Below are 25,008 nucleotides of genomic sequence, written 5' to 3' on the forward strand. Positions count from 1 at the left end.
CCCCACCCGATAAAGGCTTTTTCTCGTTCGCGGGTGCTTCCGGGGCAGGAACTTGGGGAGCGCGCAGATTGGAGCTCGCTTCGTTACACTTAGTTACAATTGGTTTCAATTCCTCAGCCGTGGATGCACTATTGGTAAAAAACCCGGTTTCTTCCCAGGTTTCTCGTTCCCAAATCAATATTTTCGTAGAAATTCGGTTGATCGGGGTAAGTCATATTCCTGCTATCATAAGTTTTTAGACAATCTGGTTTGTGCGCTGTCGATCGTGCTATCAAGGAAATTCACAAGTCCTTAAACGAATTGCACTCCGGTGGCAGAAGGTGTGGGAATATGAATGTTGCGAGCAATTGGTTTAATTCGCTGACCGAAAGTTTACTGTCGCACCGTCGCTACATTCCAGCAGTGCTGACTCTTTGCACCGGTACGAGTTTGTCATTGGCAGCAGCAGCCGTCGTGTGGCATTCGGAAAACCAACGAATGCAAGCTGAATTTCATCAGCAAGCCGATCGCCTGAATGTGGCATTGCAGCAAAGCATCAACAAAAATTTAGAATTTCTGTACTCACTTGAAGCATTCTACAGCGCATCTACTGAAGTTACAAGACAAGATTTTAAGCAATTCACTCAACCTGCACTCGCCCGAAATACTGCTATACATTCTGTTAACTGGATTCGGCGCGTGCCGATGGCCCAAAAAGCAGCTTACGAACGGAGAATTCGAGCCGAAGGTTTTCCGGCATTTCAAATTTACGAGCGAACTCCTGACAAAAAGCAGGTCAAAGCAAAAGTGCGATCGGAATACTTTCCAATTATTTACAGAGAAGCATTAGAAGAAGATAACAAAGTGATCGGTTTTGATGTTGCCTCCAGCCCCGAGCGCAAAACAGCTTTAGAGAAATCGGTGAATACCGGGAAAATAGCGGCTTCCGCGCGGATTAGATTAGTCAGCAACAATCAACCGGGATTGCAAGTATTTCTACCAGTACCCCGCCGCACAACTTCTGCTGATAACTCGGTCAACGGCCGCCAAAACCTCATGGGAGTTATTGCGGGTCTGTTTCAGATCACCAGTATGGTCGATTCTTCTTTAGAATCGCTGAATTTAGACAAGATTAATTTTTACCTCTATGACAACTCTGCTATAGAGAAAGAACGCTTTCTGGTGCGCTACGACTCACAAGCTAAGCAGTTGATAGATAACCCAAAACACGAAAAGCCAGAGTTAACTAATTTGCGGGGAAAAATCTGTCAAAATCCTAGTGCTTGCACTCGCTTATTTAACGTAGCAGACCGCCAGTGGAAACTGTTAGTTTTGCCTGGAAAGGGGTACAACAGTATGAGGACGCATCAGGGTTCGCTGGCAATTGGCGCGATCGGGCTATTGATGACTGGCAGCTTGACGATTTACCTGTTGATGTCTCTAGAACGTACTGCAAAAGTAGAACAGCAAGTGTACGATCGTACAATTCAACTAAAACAGCGCACCGCTGAACTAGAAACAGCACTAAAAAATTTGCAGGCAGCTCAATTTAAACTAATCCAAACTGAAAAAATGTCCAGCTTGGGGCAGTTAGTGGCTGGAGTTGCCCACGAAATTAACAATCCTGTCAACTTCATCTCTGGCAACCTGATCCATACAGGTGCATATACGCGAAACTTACTGGAACTTGTGGAAATATACCAGCAGCAATATCCGAACCCAACGCCCGAAGTGCAAGCGAAACTCCAAGAGATTGATTTGGAGTTTATCAGTGAAGACTTGCCTAAAATCCTAAAATCTATGAATATGGGAGCAGAACGCATCCGCCAAATCGTCCTTTCTCTGCGGAATTTTTCACGTTTAGATGAAGCTGAAATGAAGTCTGTTGACATTCACCAAGGCATTGACAGCACCTTGATGATTTTGGATAGTCGGCTGAAACCCCAACCTGGTTTTCCGGGCATTCAAGTCATCAAAGAATACGGAAATTTGCCCTTAGTGGAGTGCTGGGCGGGACAATTGAATCAGGTATTTATGAATGTTTTGAGCAATGCCATTGATGTTTTAGATGAAGAAAAAAGTAAATTTTTACCTAATGGTAAAACTTCCTATGATTCGGCTTTTTTACCTAAGATTAGGATTCGCACTGAACTTTTAAGTTCTAATTGTGTATGCGTGCGAATCGCTGACAACGGAACGGGGATGACGGAGAATGTCAAAAAACGTTTGTTTGATCCGTTTTTTACTACCAAGCCTGTAGGCAAAGGTACTGGCTTGGGATTGTCGATCGGCTATCAAATAGTGGACAAACACCAAGGTTCGCTCAGGTGCGTATCGGCTCCGGGAGAGGGAACTGAATTCTGGATTGAGGTGCCGGTGCGACAACAGTCTAAGCAATCTGTTTCTAAGGTTTTACCTGCGGTAGGTGTCAATCGATTTTAGATTTTAGATTTTAGATTTTAGAGGCGACCCCACGGATAAATACGTTCGGCAAGTTTCATCGGATATAAGTTTTTTATTTCTTCATAGATTAATCTGGGGGCTTGTATCCTGGATGCTTTCGGTCAATTGGAATTAGCGGAACAAATCTCGCTTCTAGCGGAGTCTTTCTGGGAGCATCTCAATGAAAGCAGCCCAGCTATAAATTGGAGACAGGAGGCAGGAGATAGGAGGCCGGAGGGGGCAGGGGGCAGAAGGCAGGAGGGGGCAGGGGGCAGAAGGCAGGAGGCAGGAGGCAGGAGGAAAGAGGAAGAAGAAAGGAGGCAGAAGGAAGGAGCCAGAAGAAGTGTTTTTACAAATAGGAGATGCTCCCTAATTCCTGTTTAGAAAAGGTGAACTATCCGCACTCTACTTTGGAAAGGTGCGATGTCGCACTCTACTTTCAACGGTTAACAGTCAACTGTTAACAGTTAACAGTTAACAGTTAACAGTCAACAGTCAACTATTATAGTTATTAGCAAGCGCGTGCTAATTCCCACTGGAATACTGCCGAAAACAAATATCTGGGGTTTTAGCCGTCGTGACAATTTATAATTGTAGCGATGCCAGATTACCAATTATTAACTACGATGTCTTTACAATTTATTAGCATTCCGCCAAAAACCGATCGCAAACCTGTCGCTTTGGTTGTCGCTTTGCATGGATGGGGTGCTAATGCTCGCGATTTGACTTCCTTAGCACCCTTTTTCAATTTGCCGGATTATCAGTTTATGTTTCCCGATGCCCCCTTTCCCCATCCCCAGGTAACGAGTGGCAAAGCGTGGTATAACCTTCAAAGCAAAGACGCTCAGGGATTGGTAGAAAGCCGGCAATTGCTGAGGGAATTTTTGCTGTCTTTGGAAAGCAGCACGGGCGTGCCTTTGTCTCGCACAATTTTAGGCGGCTTTTCTCAAGGTGGAGCGATGACTCTAGATGTGGGATTGACTTTGCCCGTAGCCGGTTTAATTTGTCTGAGCGGTTATTTACACCAGATTTCGCCAGTTGCTGGGAGTGCTTTGCCACCTGTTTTAATCGTACACGGTACTCAAGATACTATTGTGCCCATTAGTGCTGCTGTGCGATCGCGCGAGAGTTTGACGGCTTGGGGAGCTGCGGTGCAGTATCGAGAATTTAACATGGGACACGAGATTCTGCCGGAAGTTATAGAGGTAATGCGAAGTTTTGTTGTAGAAACTGTGTCGAAATCTGATTAAAGGTTTAGTATATAGTATGGCGGAAGTCTCGGGCAGGGGAAAAAAATGAAAACTTTAACCAAAGCATCGCGCGATATAGCTGTACTTACTTCTCAGGACGTGGCAGAATTGGCTGTCCGTTTGGAAGTTGACGATTATACAGATCCTTTTGAGGGATTGAATGATTGGCATTTGTTGCGATCGCTTGCTTTTCAGCGGCCGGAGCTGGTTGAACCTTATCTCCACCTTCTGGATATGGAAGCCTACGACGAAGCATAGACTGAAAAATCTAGCTCAAAAATTTCGACGGAATTGAGGAAGAAGTTAGCAGCATATTTGGTTGCAGATTAAACAGATGAATTAGAGATTTGAGTCTGTTTTTATCTTAATTTCTTTCTTGATTCTTTTTTATGAAAAAATGACACCCGTTTCCAAAAAGAATGTGAATGTAGGCCAGCTCTCAACCCTGGTATTCATCAGTCATTCCCAATTTAAAATCTAAAATCTAAAATCTAAAATCTAAAATGGTATGACATGAAGGGCAGACGAATTTTAATCGGCGTTAGTGGCGGGATTGCGGCTTACAAAGTTTGCGAAGTAGTTTCAACTTTAGCGAAAGCTGGAGCGGAAGTTAAAGCTATTCTTACTGATGCGGCCGATGAGTTTGTAACGCCTTTGACTTTTGCTACTCTCTGCCGCCATCCTGCTTTTACTGACAAAGATTTTTGGCAACCAAGTCACGGGCGCCCCCTGCATATTCAACTGGGAGAATGGGCGGAAGTTTTTGTAATTGCTCCCCTGACAGCTAATACTTTGGCTAAGTTGGCGGGGGGTTTTGCTGATAATTTGCTGACTAATACTGTCTTAGCTTCTAATTGCCCAATTTTGCTGGCACCGGCGATGAATACGGATATGTGGGAACAGCCGGCGGTGCAGCGGAATTGGCGGGAAGTGTTGAGTTATCGGCGCTATCATGCTGCGAATCCGGGGGCGGGAATGCTGGCGTGCGATCGCGCGGGTGTCGGCCGGATGGCAGAACCTGATGAGATTTTGCCTCATATTGAATCGCTGTTGTATGCGAAGGGCGATCGAGATTTAGCGGGGCTTCGGGTGTTGATCAGTGCGGGAGGAACGCGGGAACACCTCGATCCGGTGCGGTTTATCGGCAATCCTTCCAGCGGCAAAATGGGCATAGCTTTGGCGCAAGCTGCACAGCACCGCGGCGCTACAGTGACGCTGGTACACAGTATAACTGGCGAATTGCCGCTGTCAGGTGTGCGGGCGATCGCAGTTGCGAGTGCAGAAGAAATGCGGCAGGCGATGCTGCAATGCTTTCACGAGGCGGATTTGACAGTGATGGCGGCGGCGGTAGCAGATGTGAAGCCGGCTGAGTACAGTAGTGAGAAATTGCCGAAGCGATCGCTCCCGAATTGTTTACCGTTGGCACCGGTAGCGGATATTGTGGCAGAGTTGGGAAAATTGAAACAGCCGCATCAAAAATTAATCGGGTTTGCAGCACAAACTGGGGATATTGTCAAGCCTGCTTTGGAGAAATTGCGGGCGAAGAAACTCGATGTAATTGCCGCAAACCCGATCGATCAAATAGGTGCTGGTTTCGGCAGCAATACCAATCAAGCAATATTAATTAATGCCGCCGGCAAGCAAGTAGAAATAGCACCTTGCAGCAAGCTAGAAATGGCTCACCGATTGTTAGATTTTGTGAGGGAAGGGTGAGGGCGATCGAACTGCGATGATATTACCAATTGCGGATTTGTCGCTGGGCGGGGCGGGTTTTTGAGATGGTAGGTTTCTAACATAAATGGTTGGTAAAACCCGCCCCTACAAATGTCTGTAGGGGCGGGTTCACCAATAATATTTAATACCCGCAAACAATTTATATAAACCCGCCCCCACACAACCAATAATCTAGATTAACCTTTACTGCGATCGAAATAAGGGTACAATCTGCTAGAAATTAGCTGGTTCGGGCGATAATTCTGATTCCCCAAAATCAGTTGATTCCGAGTCAGCCGACAACTCAGTATCTGCGACAGTAATTTCTAGTTTAAATCCTAATGCTTCGAGCAATTCTACTAAACTGTAAATTTCCGAACCGCCGCTTTCAGTCAGCATCTTATCGAGTTTTTCGTGATGCTCTTTTGCTGACTCCGAAAGAGCATTCATCCTGATTTTAGCCTCAATCACATTTCTGATGGCATTTCTCAAAAGTGCGGGTTCAGGGTCTTTTTCTTCCAAAATAGCCCCGATGTAACCAGCAGCTTCTTCAGCCTCTTTGAGAGATTCAATTAGGTACTCGCGGTAGCTATGACTTGTCGGTGCTTTCACGTCTTTCATAATCTTTCCAGTATGCTATGGCTTGTCGAATATCTTGTTCTTGAGTGCTTTTATCTCCGGCTACCAGGATGACCACCACTGTCAACCCAACTTGTCCGAAGTAGACGCGGTAGCCCGGGCCATAATTAATTCTGAGCTCAAAAACTCCTTCTCCTACTGACTTGATATCTCCGAGATTGCCTTGTTGAACTCGGTCAAGCCTAGACTTGATTCTAACTCTGACTTTCCGATCGCGGACGGAATCAAGCCATTCGTCGAAAGGAAATTTGCCATCTGATGTACCGTAACTTGTAATTTCCCTGGGTTGTACTTCCATAATTTTATCGCACTTGCTCGGCAATTTCTATCGTAAGTGCGATGACAGTGCATTAAGTGGGCAAATAAATCATACTTAAGACAGAGGTATTCGAGCGACAAAATAGTAAACCTTGTTTGAGGAAACAAAGTTTAAATCAAACAGGGCATTGTGAATGAATTTTAAATCGATCGCAAAAACCAATCTACTATTCGGCAGCCTGATAATTAGCCTCGGATTGCAAGCACTTCCAGCAGCAGCACAAGCAGTCACCGACGCGCAAGTTTCCGCCCTTGTAGAAGCGCTGCGACAAGCCGCCCCCCCACAAGCCGCAAATGACGGAATGTACAGTCAGTGGCAAGTTTTACCGAACAATATTTCCCGCTGGGCCAAATTCTGTACCAAACAAGATTTAACACCCCAACAATTTGAGGCTGACGCGACAAAAGCCAAATCAATTGTTACCTGTATCGTGGGCGATTTGCTGCGCGACGAATACAAAGCTAGCAGCAACAATGAATTAACCGCTGTACGCCGCGCCGCTTGCTGGTGGATGACAGGGGACTCCGCAGCTTGTAAAAGTGGCGCAACTGCTACTTATGCCGATAAAGTTATCAGCGTTTACCAGAAGCAGCAACCTAAAAAGTAAAGTTGGTTCTGACGGAATTTAGATTTTTTTGACCGCAGATGGACGCAGATTAACGCAGATGAATGGCGAGGGGTTTCATTCCCCCATCGCCAATTCATCTTCTTTTAAAGTAACTGTTAGCCTAAATCCTAACGCATCCAATAACGCGATCAAAGTGTAAATTTCAGAAGCGCCACTTTCCGAAAGCATTTTATCGAGTTTCTCGTGATGTACTTTAGCTTGCTTTGAAAGATTGTTCGCCAGCAAACGTGCATCAATTACGTCTTGAATTTCCGCCCGCAGCATTTGAGAATCCGGTGATTCTGCTTCTAAAGCCACACTAAGGTAAGCCGCAGCTTCGGCGGGGTTTTTGAGAGATTCAATTAGTGCGTTGAGCCAGCTATCACTGGTTTGCGCTATCACGTTCTTCATATTCTGCCCAATACTCCTTAGCCTTGAGAATGTCTCTATCTTGAGTGCTTTTATCGCCCCCGCAGAGGAGAAGCACAATTGTTAATCCGATTTGTCCGAAGTAGACGCGGTAGCCGGGGCCCCAGTCAATTCTAAGTTCAAAAACCCCTCCTCCTACTGAGCGATAATCTCCCAGGTTGCCAAGACTTACTCGTCTTAGCCTATTGTTAATTTTAGCTCTCGTATTGCGATCGCGCAGGGAATCTATCCACTCGGCAAAAGGAACTCTGCCATCACTTATAATATAACGCCGAATTTCCCTCGGTTGTACTTCCATGATTTTTGTGAAATATACATATTAGCCTGTGCAGATCTCCATCTGATCCTGAATTATCCATTTTCTGCCTGACTTCTCATCAACTTTTGCACGCTGGCTAAAGCCCGATTTAATTCATAACTTTTTCTTTCTGAATTATCCAAAAAAGCCTGCTGTTCTTCTTCAATCATTAACACATCCTGCCGCACCAAACCATCTAATAACTTTTGAGCCGCACCGAAACAACTATCTTTGATAAACTTGCGAAACCAAACAGGCAATTTGTGCAGCCGCCAAAACGCATTTAATGAGGTAAAATGAATTAAATAAGCGCGAGTTGCTGTCTCGCTCACCGGACAAACCAAGCAGTAAATCTTAAAGTCGCTCCCCAAAGTTGAAACCCAATGCGGGTAAACATAGCTCACCTCCAGCGGTTCCGGGTGCAGTCGGCGCAAAGATTTAAAAAATAACTGAGAAATTGACCAAATTTTATCTATTTTGTAATAACTTTGGGCCTGATAGCGAGCAGTTACTTGATGCTCGTTTTCTTCTAAACTATCTAAGACTGGATTGGCCCAAGCTTGCCAATCATCGTGCAAGTGCCCGTGGTACATATCCATCAAGTTTTCAATTAAAAATGAATAGTGTGCCTGACAGTCGATGACTGAAACAGTGGCAATATAATTGAGATGTTCCCACTCTGGCACATCCAGTAAATTAGTTTTTTCGGCTTGGGTTTCGTCGCCGGGAAACAGCCAGATAAAACCGTTTTTTTCCTGGACTGGATAGGAGCGAATTTTGCAGTTAGGTAGCTTTTGATTTTCTGCTAAATAATCGACTTCGGCGCATTCTCCCCTTGCATTTAACCGCCATCCGTGGTAAGCACATTCGATTAAATCGCCTTTAACTTGACCGTGGCTGAGTTTAACTTGTCGGTGTGGACATCTATCTTCTAAAGCGTTGATTCTGCCTGCACTGTCGCGGAAAAGTACGATCGCCCGATTCCAGATTTTCGCAGCGACGGGCCCAGTTTCCACCTCGGTACTGCGGGCGATCGCATACCAGCGATCGAGATTAATGCCCAACTGGCGGATGTGAGTTTTTTGTCCCCTTGCAGATTCCGATTTTATCGCGTTGTTTTGCATTACAAATGTTCCCAAATTACGCCCATAAAACAACCCAATTTTACAAAATAACAGCCCGGAAAGCAACGACCGTAAATTTTTCTAAATCTCCGTTCTGACAAATACCTATCGCTAGCTAAATGCTTCAACCACCCAGGCGACAATCGAAATTTTAATAATCTTAAAGCATTGCGAAATCCGTAGGTGGAACAGTCGGGTCTAAAATCTCTCGCAGCACCTAATATGTAGCCTATTGTAGCAGGTGTTTCGACTTCCGAAATATTATCTAAAAAAACGATTTTTCCGTGGGGCTTTAACATTTTTTTGATTGCATCGAGGGCGGCGGGGAGGTTGGGCAGGTGGTGAAAAGTAGCAGCACTAACTATTAAATCAAATTGGCGATCGAGCGCTAATTGACTGGCATCCATTTGGATGTATTCGATATTGGGGGCTGAGCGTTTTTGACTGGCGATCGCCAGCATTTTTGTTGACAAATCGACGGCGACAACATTATCGTAATACTGGGCTAATTCAAAAGCAAGAATTCCAGAACCGCAGCCAATATCTAATGCTGCACCTTTGCTGGCCGATAGGTTGTTAGTAAAGAAATCGTTCTGGTTTTGCAACGAGGCCACGAAATCGTATTCTGTTGCAAAAGCATCAAAAGTTACAGATTTATTGCGAATTTTGCAGTTACTATTTAGCATTTATTATTGCTTTATACTCATTCAATAATATTTTAACCGCATATCCACCCCGCTTAACGCAGATATTTTTTTGGTTCGCAAGCTCTGCCTTTTCCCCTCAGCGAAACCACCCCCGCAAACCGTAACTAATCTTAAAAAAAGAATGCAACTGTAGGAAACCTCTAAACCCTTATTGGATCAGTCATTCCCATTTCTTCAAATCTAAAATCTAAAATCTAAAATCTAAAATGGTAGGGCTGGGGGCGGGTTTCACCGAGGATACCAGCCGATGATTGACGATTTATAAAGCCCGCCCCACTGCAAACCTTAGATTTTTAACACGCCTTCGGGATTCACCGTCAAGAGCGATCGCCTCTGCAAACCCTCTTGATATAAAATAGCATTAGCTGCCAACAAACCGCTGCTCACTGCCCTTTCCATTAAACCGCACGGAAACGGCATTTTCACCCAATCTCCCGCAAACAAAAGATTAGGTACAGCGCAGCAAGTCTCCGGGCGTTCCGCATAACTACCTGGCGGATAGCCAGAGAAATTCTTTTGATTTACCAATTCCCGGTGCAGCATATTTGCCTCTTTTAATTCCGGTACAATTTCGTACAATTCTTGCTCAAAAGTCGCCAGCAAAACTTCCTGATTCGGAAATTCTTTCTCCTTGTAACAATAAGCGTGCAGTTCCACAACACTACCGCCAGTTTTCTGATTCCACTCGATGAACTGATCCTGAATTCGGTGGTAAAGCGTAATGCTGTCAGTCAGTTTGTAGCCGGAAAGCGAACTGAAATTGCTGTGTTCCCACGGAAATTCGCGATCGAACCAAAAACGGCCCACCGCAAACGGATCTGCTATTTTTAAGCTCTCTATCCGGCTCTGCACCTGCGGATTTACCTCACCGCTGGCCAAACTAAACAAATGCTGCATCCCCGGAACATCTGCCGCAAAAACATAGTAATCAGCCTTCAATGTTTCCGCCAAATTTTGCGGCTGCGATTGCTTAACCGCTGCTACTAACTGTATTTCATCTGCTTTTTCATCTACTACCTTAAATCGAGGTAAATCCCGCTGAGCAGGCCCGCTCACAACTCGCCCTTCGGCATCAAAAACTGCCCCGTGACAAGGACAGTGAAATTGACCGTCGTTTTGTTTCTGAACTGTGCAGCCTTGGTGAGTGCAGCTCAGAGAAATTGCCTCTTTTCCCGACGGCGCGGCGGCAAATACGCTGTCCCCAGCGCCGAAATATTCGGTAGAGTTGCTGTCAGTTAACAGCCTGTTTCGCTTCACCCAAAAAGGTATTTTACTTTGCACGTCTCCTGACTGATAACTCAGAGAATCAATCTTGCCGTTTTCCCAGCGTATTTCACTGACTGCGACATCTGTCAATACTTTGCCGCCTTTGCTTTCAATGGCTCTGGCAATAGGCTGCACCAAACTCGTGCCCATATCTTGCCGCGTACCGTTGAATGCCAAACCCTCTGGATTTCCGAAAAAGTAAAAGTGGAAAAATTGCATTAATTCTCCCGCGCTCAATTCGTCTGGAGCGTTGAGGCTGGATTTGGCAAAAGGCAGAAAATACAAGTCATAAAGCCCGCGCGGAAATTCACCTTTTACCCAGTCGGCTACTGATATATTGTCGAGGCGAGCAAAACTTTTTTGAGTTTGAAAACCGCCGATTTCTCGAAATACTTGCCAGTGAGCGGGTTTTGTAAGATTGATTCCCCACTTGAGCCGATTGGGAGAAGATATCCCCAAGTCAACTATATTCCAGGGAAAAGCTGAATGGTTGGGACGGAAAACTTCGGGTTTGTATTTGCCGTCTCGAAACACAACGGCGTAGGATTCTAAAGATACAAAGTTATCGGTAATTTCTAGTTCTTCGACAACACTTTTGAGGTTGTAGTATTGCGGAAAAAAACCGTGGAAACCGTGTTCCATCATAAAAGTTTCGTTCCCGACTTGTATCGGCCAGCTAGCAATTTTGCCGCCGAGTTGGGGCGATTTGTCGAGCAATGTTACGGCGAAACCTCGCTGGGATAGCTCGTAAGCACAGGCGAGCCCTGCCAAGCCTGCCCCCACAACTGCAACGGTTTTGCGGTTATTCAGCATTCGCGGCAAGTCAAGAGAATCTTGCACAAAAACGGCGGGCTCTGGCTTGGAAAATCGAGAGTAGCCCAGCAGCCCGCCTGCGGCACCGACTCCGAGGAATTTGAGGGCGGTTCTTCGAGAAACTGGTTGGGATAGCGGTGAATTGGTTGATTGACTCATCAGCGGTACGCGGTAACGGGCTTTAAACACAAATACGCCATAAGGCATATATCATAGACCGAAATCAGGATATGTGAAGAAATACTAAGACACATCCCCCAATCGGATCGCGATCCTGCAACGAGTGCTTCGCTAACGCACCGTGCCAAGTTCGATCGCACACAATGTATAGCAGAAGGAAGAAGGCTTCAGTTATCTAGGAGAGAAGCAAGAATCAACAAGGAAAAAGCGATCGCCCGCATAGAGTAAAATTTTCTAAATAATTAAGTGTTTTTATTTATGTTGATCAACTCTTGGCAACCGCCGCCAATGATTCTAAAAAACTAGGAGGTTTTCGGCAAAATCTTAGGCCAAAGGCAGTCTCGACGAATTGTAATAAATAACCGCGTAGATATCCGATGCCAAACAATTAATCAGTCGAGCTTTAAGTAAGTTGGCGCGAAAAAACCTAACTATTTTAAAATAAGTAAATACAGAGAATATATCTACTCAGGTAACTCAATATATCGGCGATCGATGCAGGGTATTCCTCACTTAATACCAAGGCAAAACTCGATTCAACCTGAGAAGTGCGGATGTGCCGCAAAAATTCAAAGACGCCCGTATAGCTAATGCCGGTTAAACTCACATCTTGCACCATTCTTAAGAACGGGCTCTCCGGCCCGTTCCACAAAAGATGAATTTTTTGTGGAACAGGCCGGAAAGCCTGTTCATAAAAGGATTATTGAAAATGGTGCAACATCTCAGTTTTTTGCGTAAGTCCTGTTTATGCAAAACCCCTGCATAATTTACAAACTTTTACATAAATCGCGAATTTCTTGGCGTGGGGCCTCTGTTGCTGCTGGTATCCACACCCTACGGTAGATATTTGGGGTTGGTCTTGAATGCTATAATCGGCCGGCGATCGCCAGCACAGTCAAAATTCCCAGCCACATCCAAACTTTTGCCAACTGCTGCCACCAACGGCGCCATTAACCGCCCCAAAATCATGCACTACCAATCTCAGCAGCAACGCCAAAAACACACGACTCAGAAAAAAATTAAAAAAGCTATTTTTTACTGTTTGACAGCAATATTTTTCTGCTGGAGTACCGCGAACCTCGCTACAATTGCCCAAAACACAGACCAGGGCGGGCTTAACGGGCAAGAAATGAGAAATTTGCTCGATCGGGGAAACCTCACCGAAGCCGTAACCAGAATCGAAGAAAGCTGGGAAGAAGACTATCAAACATACTTTGAACAAGACTTTGAAACCCGTGCGAAAACGGCCGAAGCAATATCAAAAACTCTCTCCCGTCTAGCAGTTCAAACCAAGAAAAAACCAGCTTTAATTTACGCTATCCCCCGCACCGACCAACTAGAATTAATCTTAATATTACCCGATCGCCCGCCCATTCTCCGCAGTGTCCCGGAAGCCAAACAAGAGAAACTGCTCTCAGTAGTCCAAGAATTAGGTAGCGAAATCACCAACCCCGTAAAACTAAACACCACCACCTATCTAGAACCAGCCCAACAACTCTACAAATGGATAGTTGCACCCCTAGAAACTGATTTGCAAACAGCAAAAATTGAAACCTTGCTGTTCTGTGTCGGCCAAGGTTTGCGAACCGTACCCTTAGCAGCAATGCACGACGGAAAGCAATTTCTGATCCAAAAATACAGCCTCGCCCGCATCCCCGCCTTCAAACTCACAGACAGCAATTACACCGACATCAGAAACGTGCAAGTCCTAGCAATGGGAGCATCTGATTTCGCAGAAACGGCGAACAAAGAACCGCTGCCAGCAGTGCCCTTAGAACTAGGCGCGATCGCCCGACAGTGGCCCGGTCAATCCTTTCTCAACCAAGACTTCACCATAGTAAACTTGCAATCCCAGCGACTGCAACAAAAATACGGAATCATCCACCTCGCCACCCACGCCGAATTCCGCCCCGGAACCCCAAATAACTCCTACATTCAATTTTGGGACACCCAACTCGGCCTCGATCAAATGAGAGATTTAAAATGGAACAATCCGCCTCTTGAACTGTTAGTATTAAGCGCCTGTAGAACCGCCTTGGGAGACAAAGAAGCAGAACTCGGATTTGCCGGCTTAGCGCTGCAATCAGGAGCAAAATCAGCCCTCGCCAGCCTGTGGTACGTCAGCGATGCGGGGACTCTCGCCTTGATGACAGAGTTTTACCAGCAGTTAAAAATCCGCAGGCCAAACGACCCTCCAATCATTAAAGCTGAAGCTCTCAGGCAAGCACAAATTGCCGCGATCGAAGGCAAAGTGACGATCGAAGGCGGTCAACTGCGAAGTGCGCGAGGCGACACTCCCTTGCCCCCGTCCATCCCCAAACTCGACAGCAAAGATTTATCCCATCCGTATTATTGGGCAGCATTCAGCATTATCGGCAGTCCTTGGTAAGTTATATCAATTCCGGCGGCTGCGCCGGAATGATCAGCGAGGACACGGCAGTGCCGTTTCCCTACGCCAGATTTATTGTAGGGACTTAGGCACTCGCCGTATCCTGATTTCGGGTGATATTAATTCCGATGCAACCGGAATTGATATAAGTCCCGACTTAGATGCGCCTGGACTTATCGCCTATGAGGCCCGCCCAATTTCGACTAGGCTTTGCGCGACGATCGGCGAATCAGGACACTTATCACTTGTCCCGGCTGTGCGCCTCGCTGTGGCGGACTCCAATCGCCAACAGCCGCAAATCCCAGCCGATATAAGGTGTGGATGGTTTCTAACACGGCCTTGCGGGAACCTAAAACCGTGATTTGCACGACTTCTTGTTCGGATGCTGCTGAGTCGGAATTTGGACGCTCGGACAAGTTATCGTCAGGCAAGAATTCCTGTGACATAATATGGTCTCCTGGTTTTTGGTTTTTTTCTAGAAAAACCAAAAAACCCAGCCGCCCCGCACGGTAACGCAAGCAGGGCGGCTACAGAGAATGCTACGATTCTCAACTAGCCTCCATACTGGTGTACTCAGTTTGGCGGTTAGCTGTCCATTGCTGCTGGTAACAGCTTTGGGCAGTGCAACTAGATTTTCGGGCGACGCGGGCTGCTTCCTCTGCAAGCAAAGCAACCTTAATTTCACAGCGTAGCCGCTTTGGGGGGCAGCCGTCAATCGATATGAGATTTTTGATGTGAGATGCTACCAGATGTTTGGTAAGTTGATCGCTGACAGGGAGACGATCGCACTGCGCGATAATTGTACGTAATATCCGTAGGGAAACGACGTTGCCTTGTCCGGTGCAAGGCTGTACCGACGATCGCAAGGAAGACTTTACGGGAGCGCGCAAGCAGGGCTCTTGACCGAGACAGATGATAGGCTATACAACATAAAGTAATTTAATATCTGTAGCTGTCGCTCAATAAACCACCAACTTGCGATCGAGCGGGAGCCTTCAAGGGGAAACAACAATGAAAAAATTAGAATTTTTGCTACAGAAAGAGGGCGATCGCGCCTGGTTGCCCCTAGAAACCTCCGACGTGGAAATTCTAGAAGGTAAATACCGCGTGGTTGCTCGTATTCAGCACCCCAACACCGACATCGAAATTCGCGTTACCCATACCTCCTTCGACCAAGGGGCGCAGCGGAAAGTCCAAAGCCGATCGGCCCGCACCAACCCCGAAGGATTAGTCGTGATCATTCCCTACACCAGGCTCAAACCCGGACTGTGGGAACTCTCCTGCTTGCCAGATCCCAAATCAACACCACTAAAACCTTGGCAGTACGGCGTTCAGTTGGAAGTATTGCCCGCAGAATCGGAAACCTCCGAACCCCTACCGCCGATCGACCAAATCGAACCCGCCGCTTCCCCCTCAGCCCCACAAATAGCAGCACCGGTCGATCGCCCAGCCCCACAAATCGCTTCCCCGGTCGATCGCCCCGCACCAACCCAAATCCCAGCAGCCGCTGAGGCACCGCAGCAAACCAAAATCTACCAATTCCCAATTCCCCAAACCCCCGAACCAAAACCGGGCGTCCAACTCGAACTCCTCCTCGATCGAGAAACCTTCGTCACCCAACTCGGTCGCCCCTTAATCATTTCCGGCAAAATCGACATTCCCCAACACCCCCAACAAAGCAGAAAAACAGCAACTCTCATCCCCGACTCCGAAGCACTCGAACTCAAACAACTCATCGGTTCCGCACAACTGCAAATTTACCTGCGTGACCCCCAAACCTCAAAAATTCTCGCAGAAATCCAGCAGCCGATGCCAGAACAAGTTCCCCCCTGCATCTTTGCCTGCGTCACCTACATCCCAACCGAGTGCAAAAGCCGCCTAATTTTAGGAGAAGCAATTCTCAGCAGCGGCGGCGTCACCCTAGCCACCAAACTATTCACAATTACAGCCCGTTTAGAGCACCTTCTAGAGGAAATTAAAGACAATTTCATCGAAGAAAAGCATCAAGCCGAACTCTCCCCAACAGCCTCAAAACAGCCTGGAAACGCCAAAAATCTATCCTTCCTCAAGCTAGTAGAAAAATCCTTAGACCCTCCCTCCCCCGCTGAAGCCCCAAGCAAGGAAGCCCTACCCCCTCTACTGGCTTCGCGTCACACCCCAAGTGCAGGCGGCCTAGAATTGCCCGCATTCGGTAACAAACTGCCCGACAGCAGCCGATCGCAATTGCTGTCGGAAATCTCCGATTCGCCTCAAACTGCCCCAGAGTCGATCGACCCACCAACCAAAGCCTCAGACATCTCAAATCCCACTCAAACAGCCGAAATCGGAGCGATCGACCAAAAACCCGAAAACAGCCCTGAATTAAAAACAACAGCCCCAGAAACCCCGCCAGCACCCACAAAACAGGCATTTCAAACCTTAAACGTCGAAAGTCGATTTTGGTCGCGACTGAGTTCCCTAGCCAGCAACGGCGAATCCCCCGACTGGCTCAAAGCAACCACCCTGTCACCAAATCCAACAGCCGCCGCAAATAGCAGCGACGAAATTGCCGTTGTGGAAGAAGAAAGCAGCCCAACCCAGCAGCAACCCGAAACCAGCGAAACAAATTCCGATCCCAAATCCACTAGCCCAGAAGCCAGAGAATTTGTCGTTTTTGACGAGCCCCCGCAACCGAAACAAGTTGCTCAAAAAACCGCAACTGTCGCAGCAGAAGTAAATCCCCCGACTCCCTACGTTTTGCCAGAAGACGAGTTAGTACCGATGCCGATTTTGGAATTGCCGCGGGCCGAAATCATCGCGGGCCAGGCTGTAAAAGTGCAAGTGCAACTTCCCGAATTAATGCCCCGGATTTATGTGAAAGTTTGGGTGTACGATCGACAAACCTACCTGATTCTCGACGGCCCGCGCTGGATTACCGAATTTAAAGCTAACGGGTTTGGAAATGTTCGAGCAAGTGTCGAGTTAGAGATTCCCTACGGCTGCATGGAAGTCGAATTTGAGGCGATCGCCGTCGAAATGCAAACTCAGCGGGAAAGCCACAAAATAAGCGTTCACCGCCAAGTTTTACCTCCAGCCGGGCCAACTTTACCCCTCGAAGGGTAAGCCCAAATCCGCCTGCATCCCCGTTCATCCGCTGACATCTGCGGTTAAAAAATCCTACTTACTTGCCAGCCAACTGCCGAAACTTCTTCTTAAACTTATTCTTATACACGTAGATCGATCGCTGTAAATCCTCAACTTGCAGCGACATCTCGGCAGCCACACCCGTGCGGTTCCAAACATCTTCCTGACACTTGCGGCGACAAAAATTCATTGGTTCCGAGTAAACTTTCCCACTAGATAAACTTGGCTTCGGCCCGCACCAGTGAATCACAGTCGCCTGAGTACGATCGCCCGCAGGCCCGCTTGACTCAACCGGAAACCGCTTTCTCAACAAATCCTGGTCAAAATCCGGCACCAACAACTGCATATCCACATTCTGCACCCGCAGCCGCTTTTCTTGCGCCGCCCGGAAAATCATAAAGTTCAAAAACCCCATTTCTCCGTACTTAAATATCCCCGGATTTGCCGCTGTAAAATCTAAAATTTCCACGTATTCTTCCAAGCTAAAAACGCCGCGTTTAGCAAAGAAAGTACCCGTGCAGAAATAGTTCGATCGCGATTCCGACCAACGAAAATTCGGGAAATGCTTCTCAACGCCCGGAATGTCAAAGAAAAATTCCGAAACATCCGCATCCGGGTAATCGTAACAAGGCTTGTCTACAATAAAATCAAACTCTTGAAAATTAGCCAACTTAAGAACATCGCCCCAGACGATCGTATCGGCATCCAAAACCATAAAATTTGACCAAGGACTTTCCCAGAAAGCAATCATTTTAGTTTTGCCCCAACCAAAACTTCTTTTCCTGAGAACCTCTTCAGAAACAGTTGTGCGATTTATAACTCGCACCCCATAGGATTTTTCCAAAGCACTCACAGAAAAGGTACCGTCAATCAACAGACAAATCGGCACATCTCCCAGGAAATAGCGGATGCTAGCACAGCAACCCTTAGCAAACAGATAATCTTGGTCGCAGCAGGCAATAATAATACCAAAATCTTCCATAAACCCTCACTGTTTTACTAATACCAGTTATCCAAAATAATGCAAGTCTAGGCCCGTGTTTCCAACTTGTATGTCCTCAGTTATTCCCAATTCTTTAATCGACAATCGAAAAGCGAAAATGGTATAACTGGCTCACCCCCAGCGTTTGGGTTCTTTGTTCTGACAGCAGCTCTATTTTCGACTTTTGCATTTTCGCCAGCTTAGCACTAAACTCCTGCGATCGTCCGTAGGCAAAAACATCGTTAAAACCGCTAGGAATCTTGGGCATAGTTGTTCTCTCAAGCAAGTGAGCTTTCCCTGCGCCAACAGCGGGTTAAGCACCAGCAGTTGCCGTCGCACTCAAACAACAAAAAAGTTGTGTTAAAATAGCGGGAAATTAAACCCGCCGAGGGTTAGTCTCAAAAATGGCGATCGTCCTGGCAAGTCCCGACAGCAGCGGGCATCGAAAAACCAAAATTGTTCAAGCCTGAACTTTGGGTGGGATCGGGTAAATCTACCAGCCTTTAGGTCTCAGTTCCCCACTCATGGCGGGAAAATAGCCCCGGCCGGGTCGCGAGGTTTAAAGTTAGGTTAAAAAGCTTGACATTAGAGGATATAAAGCTGTATAAGGGATGCGACAAGCAGCCACAATCCTACCTATAACGGTCTGTTAAGTCTGGCGTAACCGAGGACTCTCGGCAGTTGTCAGTTAGAGGCAGATTGTGGTCGAACCCGTAGAACCATTTGTCGATCGCCCGCAGAGCAACTCAAGCAAGTCGGGCGATCAAGAGATGAAATTAGCAGGTGATGGTATAATCAACCGTAAGGTAATGTGGGCTTGACCTGAATTGATGCCTGGGCGGTATAAGGGGTGGGCCCCCTACGTTCAAGCAGAAGTAGACACGCCTACTGTGAATCAACAGTGAATCAACAGTTATGGATAGGTTCTATCTTGGCAGTTATTGTCAACAGGCAAGCAACCACAAAAATTAGCAGTTGGGAATTGCTGCTCGTCGAGTTGAATAGAGTGTGAAGGTGTGAGGAAAATGAACAGAACTTTTTGGAATTTACTGCTAGTATCCCCGGCAATTCTGGGGCTATCATCAGTCATGAGTGCCACTGCGATCGCCGCAGAAGTGACCGCAACCGCTGAAGCCAACCAGCTAGCTACAGCTCAGTCATCTAAGTCAAAAATTGCAGAAATAGTTGGAGAAATAGTTGCAGAACCAGTTGCAGCAGCCCCTGCTGCCCCAGAAAAGCTGGCTTTAAACAACAGCGTAGAAGCGGCCCAAACCCCGGTCGTTAACGAAGCAGACGCTGAAAAACTCGCCTCAATCGAACCACAAACCAGCGAAGCAGCAGCGGCAACACAGCCAACAACACTGCAAACAACAGGGAGCGACCTCGAGTTAGCAGCCCCAATCGCTCCGGTCAGCGCCCCAGCAGTGACTGAACCCCTAGCAGCAGCAGGCACAGCCGAACCCTCGCCCCAAGCATCCGACTTGGCCGAGCAAATCAGCCAGACAGAAGCCCCTGGGAAAATTGAAGTGCCAGCAGTCGCCAGCACCCCAGCTACTACCCCAGCTACTACCCCAGCTACTAAGGTAGAAATTGCTCAGACACCAGCCGCCGGAATGGGCGGCCCCATCGTCCCTGTTGCTCCCCAAGCGCTGCCTGCCCAACCGTCGGGAACCATGTCCCAGGTGACATCAGTCACTCAGCTATCCGACGTGCGGCCGACAGATTGGGCGTTCCAAGCCCTGCAATCCCTAGTCGAACGCTACAGTTGTATCGTAGGTTATCCCGACGGCACCTACCGGGGCAACCGCGCCCTGACTCGCTACGAATTTGCAGCCGGCGTCAACGCTTGCTTAGACAGCATAACCCAACTAATTGGGTCAACAGGTAACTTGGTTACCCGAGACGACTTAGCCATCCTGCAACGCCTGCAAGAAGAATTTGCAGCCGAACTCGCTACCCTGCGCGGACGAGTAGACGGTCTAGAAGCTCGCACCGCAGAACTCGAAGCCAACCAGTTCTCCACCACGACCAAATTGGCAGGAGAAGCTATTTTTGCCGTCAGCGACACCTTCGGAGATGGTGTCGGCCTTGACGACGACAAAACCTCTACCAACTTCGGCTACCGGGTGCGCTTGAACTTCAACACCAGCTTCACCGGTCGAGACTTGCTCAGAACCCGCTTGCAAGCAGTCAACACCGCCCGCTACGATAGAGCCACCGCTACCGGTACCAACATGGCTCGCTTGGCCTTTGACGGCGATGATGGCAGCCAATTCACACTAGACGAACTGTACTATCGGTTCCCGGTCGGTCGCGCTACAGTCTTTGTCGGTCCTAAAGGACTTGACCTAGATGAAATTGCAGACCAGGCTTCTACCTTTGGTAACTCTACGAGTAGCGGTTCACTTTCCAGATTTGGAGTTCGTAACCCGGCCGTATTCCGCGGCCCGCAGGGAGCAGGCGCAAGTGTAAGTTTCAACTTGGGCAGCCTCCGAGCTACCGCAGGCTATCTCGCCGGCGACGGCGATGCTCCCAACCCAGCAGACGGCAGGGGCGTTTTCGACGGTTCTTTCAGCGCTCTGGGTCAGATCGGCTTTTTTAGCAGACCGTTTGACTTGGGCTTGACTTACACTCGGAAATACAATCGGGCAGGCGATGTTAGCCTCATGGGCGGCGTCGGCAGTGCCTTGGCTAACCGGCCCTTCGATCAATCACCCACGGCATCAGATAACTTTGGCGTGCAAGTTAACTTCAAACCCAGCAGTCGCTTTCAGATTGGCGGTTGGTACGGTTATACGAAGGCTGAACAACTGCGGGGCGGCAACAATGACGCTACCATCCAGAATGGTGCTATCACTGTGGCCCTGGGAGATTTTGCCCGACAAGGCAACGTCCTCGGTTTTGTCTTCGGTGTACCGCCAAAAGTTACTGAGAGTGATGTCGCCAGAAATCGCAACACCTCTTATCACTTAGAGGGTTTCTATCGCTTCCAAGTCAATGACTTTATCTCAGTGACACCGGGCGTTTACGTGATTATGAATCCCGAACACAACAAAAACAACGACGATATCTGGGTCGGACTCCTCCGTACTACCTTTAGTTTCTAAGGTTTCCAGACATCTAGTTAAAGCTAAAAGCGGCAGGCGACTGCCGCTTTTATTTATTGGTCATCAGGCGATTTTAGATTTTAGATTTTAGATTTTAGATTGTCAACAGTCAACAGTCATGAGTCATGAGTCATTAGTCATTAGTCATTAGTCATGAGTCATTAGTCAACAGTCAACAGCCAACAGCCAACAGTCAACAGTCAACAGTCAACAGTTCACAAACTATGAATTTTGGCGACAAATTCCGAATACGGAGGTGTAGCCGTGCAGAAATGTGCTACCGCCGACGGGGCCGATTTCGCCGTTGCAGAAAAAGCCACTCAGGGGAATGTTTTTGAGGTATCGGCCAAACAGTCGGGAGTCAAAGTTCGATTCGCCGTAAAGCCCTTCACCGCGCCCCAGACAAGAGAACATCAAGGCACCGGCGCTGGATGTACCACTGTACTCGGCGGCCCGCTGATAGCGATCGAGCAGCATTTCTAGGTCTTCTGCAGAGGTGCGCGCGTCCCGCAGGTGAAATTGGATGCGCTGTCCGGGACGGACTCGATCGCCGATCGCAATTGCTCCCACTTTCGGATCTACTCCCAATAGATTGCGGATTAAAAAATCTCCCGGCTCTAATGTCAGCTTGAATTCATCGCTGACTAAGCCTACAAATAACGAGTGCTGAGCTAATTCTCGGTCTTCTTCGCTCAAAGTTTGAACTAACTCTCGCAGGGCCTCTAAGGGCGATCGCTCGATGCCCGCGCTGCCCGTATCGTCGGTTTGTTCTTCGAGTTTCAGCAAAATATTCCGCTCTCCTTCCGTCACCCGATAAGGATGCCCGATCGGCCTGCAGCCTTGAGCTACGATCGTTTCCAAAACTATATTGCCGCTCAAAGCTACCCCAACCGTCCCTTCTCGGTAAAGCTGATAGTCGCAAAACAGCGCCGCGCCCCTGCCCGCACCATCCCCCCCGGCGAGTCCCCCTACCTTCGCCGCGCCGGGATACGCATAATCTAGCCCTTGTAGCAAATCGTTAATTTTTGCGGAAAAGGGGTCTGCCAAGATGATGAACTGCGGTTCTTCCTGGGCCGGCACGCCCAAGAGATCCACCCAAGTATCCGGGGGACTATCTAAGTCCGGCAGTTCTTCTGCACCGACGTGAAAAGTTCTGACATTCACTCCCGGTAAGCGCGCCAGACTCAGGCTGACTGCGGGAGATCCCTCGACTTCTTCGGTGAGGCCGCCCCGATTCGTGCCGATGACTCCTCCCCCGCCGCAGCCCAGGATCGCGGGTACTGGCAGCAGTTCTCGGAGTAAAGGCATCAGCCGAGAATACTCGCTGGCAAAGGCAGATGAGATAAATATCAGCGCTAAATCAGCCGGGCCTTCTAGGTCGCGATCGGCTTGTTCTATAACTTCTTTGAGGGCGGATTCCAAAGAGGGACGGGTTGATAAAGCGCTGACCCATTGCATTTGGTTTTGGGTGTACATAAGGCAAACTTCTCTATAAAACTATCTCTATACATTAGGCTAACCGGAACTGGCCACTGGGGGGACGCTATTCTTGGGCGATCGATTCCCCATCGATTGCCGTTCTTGTGTTAACATAAGTTAACATGAGTGTCCCATTAATCTGTTTAGTGTTAAATGCCGTATTCAGCTAAATCTTAAAAGATAAAGCTCAATACAGTTTGACACACCAACCTCGTGTAATGTTTTCATCAAAAGTAAGGTCAGCTTGACCTACATTGATGCCTGTGCACTAGAACCCGCCTACGGGCTAGTGAAACAGGAAGTAGAGACGGCTGCTGCGATCGCAGTTATGGATGGTTTCTCTCTGGGCTGCTGCAACAGCAGCGCATCTCAAGCTATTATTAGCTGGGGTCGCCAGACAGAAACAGCAAATCCCACCCAAACTAACATCCAAAAAGAAAACCTTTCTTACTTAATAAGGTCAACGATCCAGGTCTAAAGACACGCTCGCTTCGAGCCTAAGACTTAAACCACAGTTGACCCGCCGTATACTTTAGAAGTCTACGTTTTTTGAGTTATGACACCAAGCGGCTGCTTAGCTAGTCCCTTGCTCTGTCGTTAACGGTTAAACATCTTTATTTGGGTTAAGGACGTGCCGTTAGCCGAACAAGCTCACTAAACAAAGGCCCGTGCTAACATTACCTAGAAATAGGTCGGGGACAACCATATTCTCCTACACTTTCCTACCAACAAGTTTTATGACAACAACACCCTCCGTCAACATCCAAGAGAAAATTGAAGAAGAACTAGAAAGCGCTCGTACCGTCTGTGACCTCAAGGGCGCAACTTCCGGGGAATGCGCGGCGGCGTGGGACGCAGTTGAAGAACTGCAAGCAGAAGCTTCCCACCAAAAGCAAGTCAAACCTAAGAATTCCTTTGAAAAATTTTGCGACGACAATCCTGACGCTGCTGAGTGCCGCATCTACGAGGAATAAACGAGCCATTTAGCTCTATGCCTTCCCTCCCGCGCCGAAATCTAACTTTTGGCGCGGGAGAATTTTATTTTAGAGGTTGAGCCTTGAAATAATGGCGAGATTGGCCCTCTATCCCAATACGGTTAAAATCAGGCAGCTTCTCCCCACTCCCCGAACCAAGGGGGACAATAATTTGCTGTGGCGCGCCTTGGTTAGGGGGATGGGAAGGCGAGATTTGAGGAATAAACAGTTTTAACCCAGCATATTGCCGTCTATCGTGTCTCAAGTAGCCTTCAAAGCGCGCCAAGTACCTTAGAAAATGTAGCAGTAACTAAAACATTAAGACCCTGTTCTGGTTGCTGATTTTTTAGCATTTTTGTAGTAAAATTTGTGACAAATAAGTGAGTATATTTTCCCAAAGATGTTGAGTCTTTTATTGGCAGCCACCGGGCCTTGGTTTCAACCGCTAGTCTGGATGGATTATCGGTTGTCTGTGTTATTAACAATTTCGATCCCGCTGGTAGTGCTGATTTGGGCTGTTGTGGCAAAAGCTGAGGCGATCGTCCGTTTGTCGATTATTTATTGGCGGGTGGCGAGTTTGCTGGCAATTACACTTTACCTGATGATGGCTGCGCTGCCTGTGAGCTTTGTATCGTCGGTGATTGGGAGGGCATTAATTCCTGCTAGTCTGTGGTTTTGGGAGGATTTAAACGAAGAAATTGCCGATCGACCGCAGTCGCCCCTGAAACTGGCTTTTACAGCTTGGCGGTGGGCAATTACTGTTTACAGCGGTTTGGGCGCACTAGCTCAACTTCCCTTCTTAAGCTGTGCCTTTAAATCTCAAATTGAGATAATTGACGAACCTTTTTGCCGCGTTTGGTTAGATCCACCTTGGCTGTACAAACAAATGTTTCACCCTACGGCAAACCCTCAATTTTTGGGATTGTTGGGTCTGATAGGTTTAGCAATCTATGTAATTTACTTGTCATATTTTGTGCTAATTAGACTCGGAAAACAGGGGAGGTCAGCTACCGGAAATTAAGTTTAGTTTAAGTTAGTATTTCCCTCCTAAATGGCAGCTAAAGTATTCCACAAAAAGCTCATAAATCCCAAATAAAAACCGCCGGATCTAGAACCAAATCAAACTAACAGCAGGGTGGCTGACGTGACCCGCCCAAAAACGGATACAAGCCGTGGACTCCAGTCGTG

Annotated in this window: 24 protein-coding genes; 11 read left to right on the forward strand and 13 right to left on the reverse strand. The window is 47.6% G+C overall.

All coding sequences use genetic code 11. From position 1 onward, the window contains the following. The first annotated feature begins 330 nt into the window (after nt 1–330). The 4 genes from QUB11_RS11960 (at nt 331) to coaBC (ending at nt 5,384) form a co-directional block, all read left to right on the forward strand. The gene (locus QUB11_RS11960) at nt 331–2,421 is read left to right on the forward strand and encodes a CHASE domain-containing protein (RefSeq protein WP_333203150.1); all 2,091 of its coding nucleotides are present in this window, start codon (nt 331–333) and stop codon (nt 2,419–2,421) included. Nucleotides 2,422–3,047: 626 nt separating this feature from the next. Then, nucleotides 3,048–3,671: an alpha/beta hydrolase gene (locus QUB11_RS11965; protein ID WP_333203152.1), complete on the forward strand. Its 624-nt coding sequence runs from the start codon at nt 3,048–3,050 to the stop codon at nt 3,669–3,671. 45 nt (nt 3,672–3,716) lie between these two features. Further along, nucleotides 3,717–3,929 carry a protein IsiD gene (gene isiD / locus QUB11_RS11970; RefSeq protein WP_006632739.1) on the forward strand — a complete coding sequence of 71 codons (213 nt, stop codon included), beginning with the start codon at nt 3,717–3,719 and terminating at the stop codon, nt 3,927–3,929. A 255-nt stretch (nt 3,930–4,184) separates the two neighbouring features. After that, nucleotides 4,185–5,384: a bifunctional phosphopantothenoylcysteine decarboxylase/phosphopantothenate--cysteine ligase CoaBC gene (gene coaBC, locus QUB11_RS11975; RefSeq protein ID WP_333203154.1), complete on the forward strand. Its 1,200-nt coding sequence runs from the start codon at nt 4,185–4,187 to the stop codon at nt 5,382–5,384. A gap of 234 nt (nt 5,385–5,618) precedes the next feature. Here coaBC and QUB11_RS11980 read toward each other — a convergent pair whose 3' ends face one another. Then, a complete protein-coding gene (locus QUB11_RS11980; RefSeq protein WP_333203156.1) occupies nt 5,619–6,005 on the reverse strand; it encodes a transcriptional regulator in 387 nt (128 codons plus the stop codon). Then, a complete protein-coding gene (locus QUB11_RS11985; protein WP_333203158.1) occupies nt 5,974–6,321 on the reverse strand; it encodes a type II toxin-antitoxin system RelE/ParE family toxin in 348 nt (115 codons plus the stop codon). The genes QUB11_RS11980 and QUB11_RS11985 overlap by 32 nt, the downstream gene beginning before the upstream one ends. Before the next feature lie 154 nt (nt 6,322–6,475). On the opposite strand from QUB11_RS11985, the gene QUB11_RS11990 reads away from it, so the two are divergent. After that, nucleotides 6,476–6,949 carry a hypothetical protein gene (locus QUB11_RS11990; RefSeq protein WP_333203160.1) on the forward strand — a complete coding sequence of 158 codons (474 nt, stop codon included), beginning with the start codon at nt 6,476–6,478 and terminating at the stop codon, nt 6,947–6,949. 75 nt (nt 6,950–7,024) lie between these two features. On the opposite strand, the gene QUB11_RS11995 is transcribed toward QUB11_RS11990, so the two are convergent. From QUB11_RS11995 to QUB11_RS12020, 6 genes are all read right to left on the reverse strand, one after another. Continuing rightward, the gene (locus QUB11_RS11995; protein ID WP_333203162.1) at nt 7,025–7,360 is read right to left on the reverse strand and encodes a transcriptional regulator; all 336 of its coding nucleotides are present in this window, start codon (nt 7,358–7,360) and stop codon (nt 7,025–7,027) included. Then, nucleotides 7,332–7,676: a type II toxin-antitoxin system RelE/ParE family toxin gene (locus QUB11_RS12000; RefSeq protein ID WP_333203164.1), complete on the reverse strand. Its 345-nt coding sequence runs from the start codon at nt 7,674–7,676 to the stop codon at nt 7,332–7,334. Before QUB11_RS12000 ends, QUB11_RS11995 begins: the two co-directional genes overlap by 29 nt. A gap of 53 nt (nt 7,677–7,729) precedes the next feature. Further along, a complete protein-coding gene (locus QUB11_RS12005) occupies nt 7,730–8,800 on the reverse strand; it encodes an aromatic ring-hydroxylating dioxygenase subunit alpha (RefSeq protein ID WP_333203166.1) in 1,071 nt (356 codons plus the stop codon). Then, nucleotides 8,800–9,486, reverse strand: coding sequence for a methyltransferase domain-containing protein (locus tag QUB11_RS12010; protein ID WP_333203168.1), 687 nt, complete (start codon nt 9,484–9,486; stop codon nt 8,800–8,802). The genes QUB11_RS12005 and QUB11_RS12010 overlap by 1 nt, the downstream gene beginning before the upstream one ends. 306 nt (nt 9,487–9,792) lie before the next feature. Next, a complete protein-coding gene (locus tag QUB11_RS12015; RefSeq protein WP_333203207.1) occupies nt 9,793–11,745 on the reverse strand; it encodes an FAD-dependent oxidoreductase in 1,953 nt (650 codons plus the stop codon). 457 nt (nt 11,746–12,202) lie between these two features. Then, on the reverse strand, nt 12,203–12,385 hold the full coding sequence (locus QUB11_RS12020; RefSeq protein WP_333203170.1) for a hypothetical protein: 183 nt from the start codon (nt 12,383–12,385) through the stop codon (nt 12,203–12,205). A gap of 198 nt (nt 12,386–12,583) precedes the next feature. Between QUB11_RS12020 and QUB11_RS12025 the strand changes: the two genes are divergently transcribed. Beyond that, the gene (locus QUB11_RS12025) at nt 12,584–14,155 is read left to right on the forward strand and encodes a CHAT domain-containing protein (protein WP_445300767.1); all 1,572 of its coding nucleotides are present in this window, start codon (nt 12,584–12,586) and stop codon (nt 14,153–14,155) included. Nucleotides 14,156–14,358: 203 nt separating this feature from the next. Here the strand turns inward: QUB11_RS12025 and QUB11_RS12030 are convergent, their stop codons facing one another. Further along, nucleotides 14,359–14,601, reverse strand: coding sequence for a hypothetical protein (locus tag QUB11_RS12030; protein WP_333145118.1), 243 nt, complete (start codon nt 14,599–14,601; stop codon nt 14,359–14,361). 102 nt (nt 14,602–14,703) lie between these two features. Continuing rightward, complete coding sequence (locus QUB11_RS12035) at nt 14,704–15,045, reverse strand: hypothetical protein (protein WP_333145119.1); 342 nt, start codon at nt 15,043–15,045, stop codon at nt 14,704–14,706. Nucleotides 15,046–15,166: 121 nt separating this feature from the next. Here QUB11_RS12035 and QUB11_RS12040 point away from each other — a divergent pair, with 121 nt between their 5' ends. After that, nucleotides 15,167–17,257, forward strand: a complete 2,091-nt coding sequence (locus tag QUB11_RS12040) for a hypothetical protein (protein ID WP_333203174.1) — start codon at nt 15,167–15,169, stop codon at nt 17,255–17,257. Between the two features lie 58 nt (nt 17,258–17,315). On the opposite strand, the gene QUB11_RS12045 is transcribed toward QUB11_RS12040, so the two are convergent. Together QUB11_RS12045 and QUB11_RS12050 are read right to left on the reverse strand one after the other, a co-directional pair. Further along, on the reverse strand, nt 17,316–18,260 hold the full coding sequence (locus QUB11_RS12045; RefSeq protein WP_333203176.1) for a hypothetical protein: 945 nt from the start codon (nt 18,258–18,260) through the stop codon (nt 17,316–17,318). Between the two features lie 94 nt (nt 18,261–18,354). Next, complete coding sequence (locus QUB11_RS12050; protein WP_333203178.1) at nt 18,355–18,528, reverse strand: hypothetical protein; 174 nt, start codon at nt 18,526–18,528, stop codon at nt 18,355–18,357. 757 nt (nt 18,529–19,285) lie between these two features. Here QUB11_RS12050 and QUB11_RS12055 point away from each other — a divergent pair. Continuing rightward, entirely contained in the window at nt 19,286–21,367 is a 2,082-nt protein-coding gene (locus tag QUB11_RS12055; RefSeq protein ID WP_333203180.1) for an iron uptake porin, read from the forward strand. 222 nt (nt 21,368–21,589) lie between these two features. Here the strand turns inward: QUB11_RS12055 and QUB11_RS12060 are convergent, their stop codons facing one another. Beyond that, nucleotides 21,590–22,825, reverse strand: a complete 1,236-nt coding sequence (locus QUB11_RS12060; protein WP_333390644.1) for an FIST N-terminal domain-containing protein — start codon at nt 22,823–22,825, stop codon at nt 21,590–21,592. A 265-nt stretch (nt 22,826–23,090) separates the two neighbouring features. On the opposite strand from QUB11_RS12060, the gene QUB11_RS12065 reads away from it, so the two are divergent. The 3 genes from QUB11_RS12065 (at nt 23,091) to QUB11_RS12075 (ending at nt 24,841) form a co-directional block, all read left to right on the forward strand. Next, a complete protein-coding gene (locus tag QUB11_RS12065; protein ID WP_333203182.1) occupies nt 23,091–23,324 on the forward strand; it encodes a hypothetical protein in 234 nt (77 codons plus the stop codon). Nucleotides 23,325–23,583: 259 nt separating this feature from the next. Beyond that, nucleotides 23,584–23,820: a Calvin cycle protein CP12 gene (locus tag QUB11_RS12070; RefSeq protein ID WP_333057930.1), complete on the forward strand. Its 237-nt coding sequence runs from the start codon at nt 23,584–23,586 to the stop codon at nt 23,818–23,820. Between the two features lie 400 nt (nt 23,821–24,220). Beyond that, nucleotides 24,221–24,841 carry a DUF3177 family protein gene (locus QUB11_RS12075; protein ID WP_333203184.1) on the forward strand — a complete coding sequence of 207 codons (621 nt, stop codon included), beginning with the start codon at nt 24,221–24,223 and terminating at the stop codon, nt 24,839–24,841. Nucleotides 24,842–25,008: the final 167 nt, after the last annotated feature.

Source organism: Microcoleus sp. B6-A1 (genome assembly GCF_036705085.1).
Lineage (GTDB): Bacteria > Cyanobacteriota > Cyanobacteriia > Cyanobacteriales > Microcoleaceae > Microcoleus.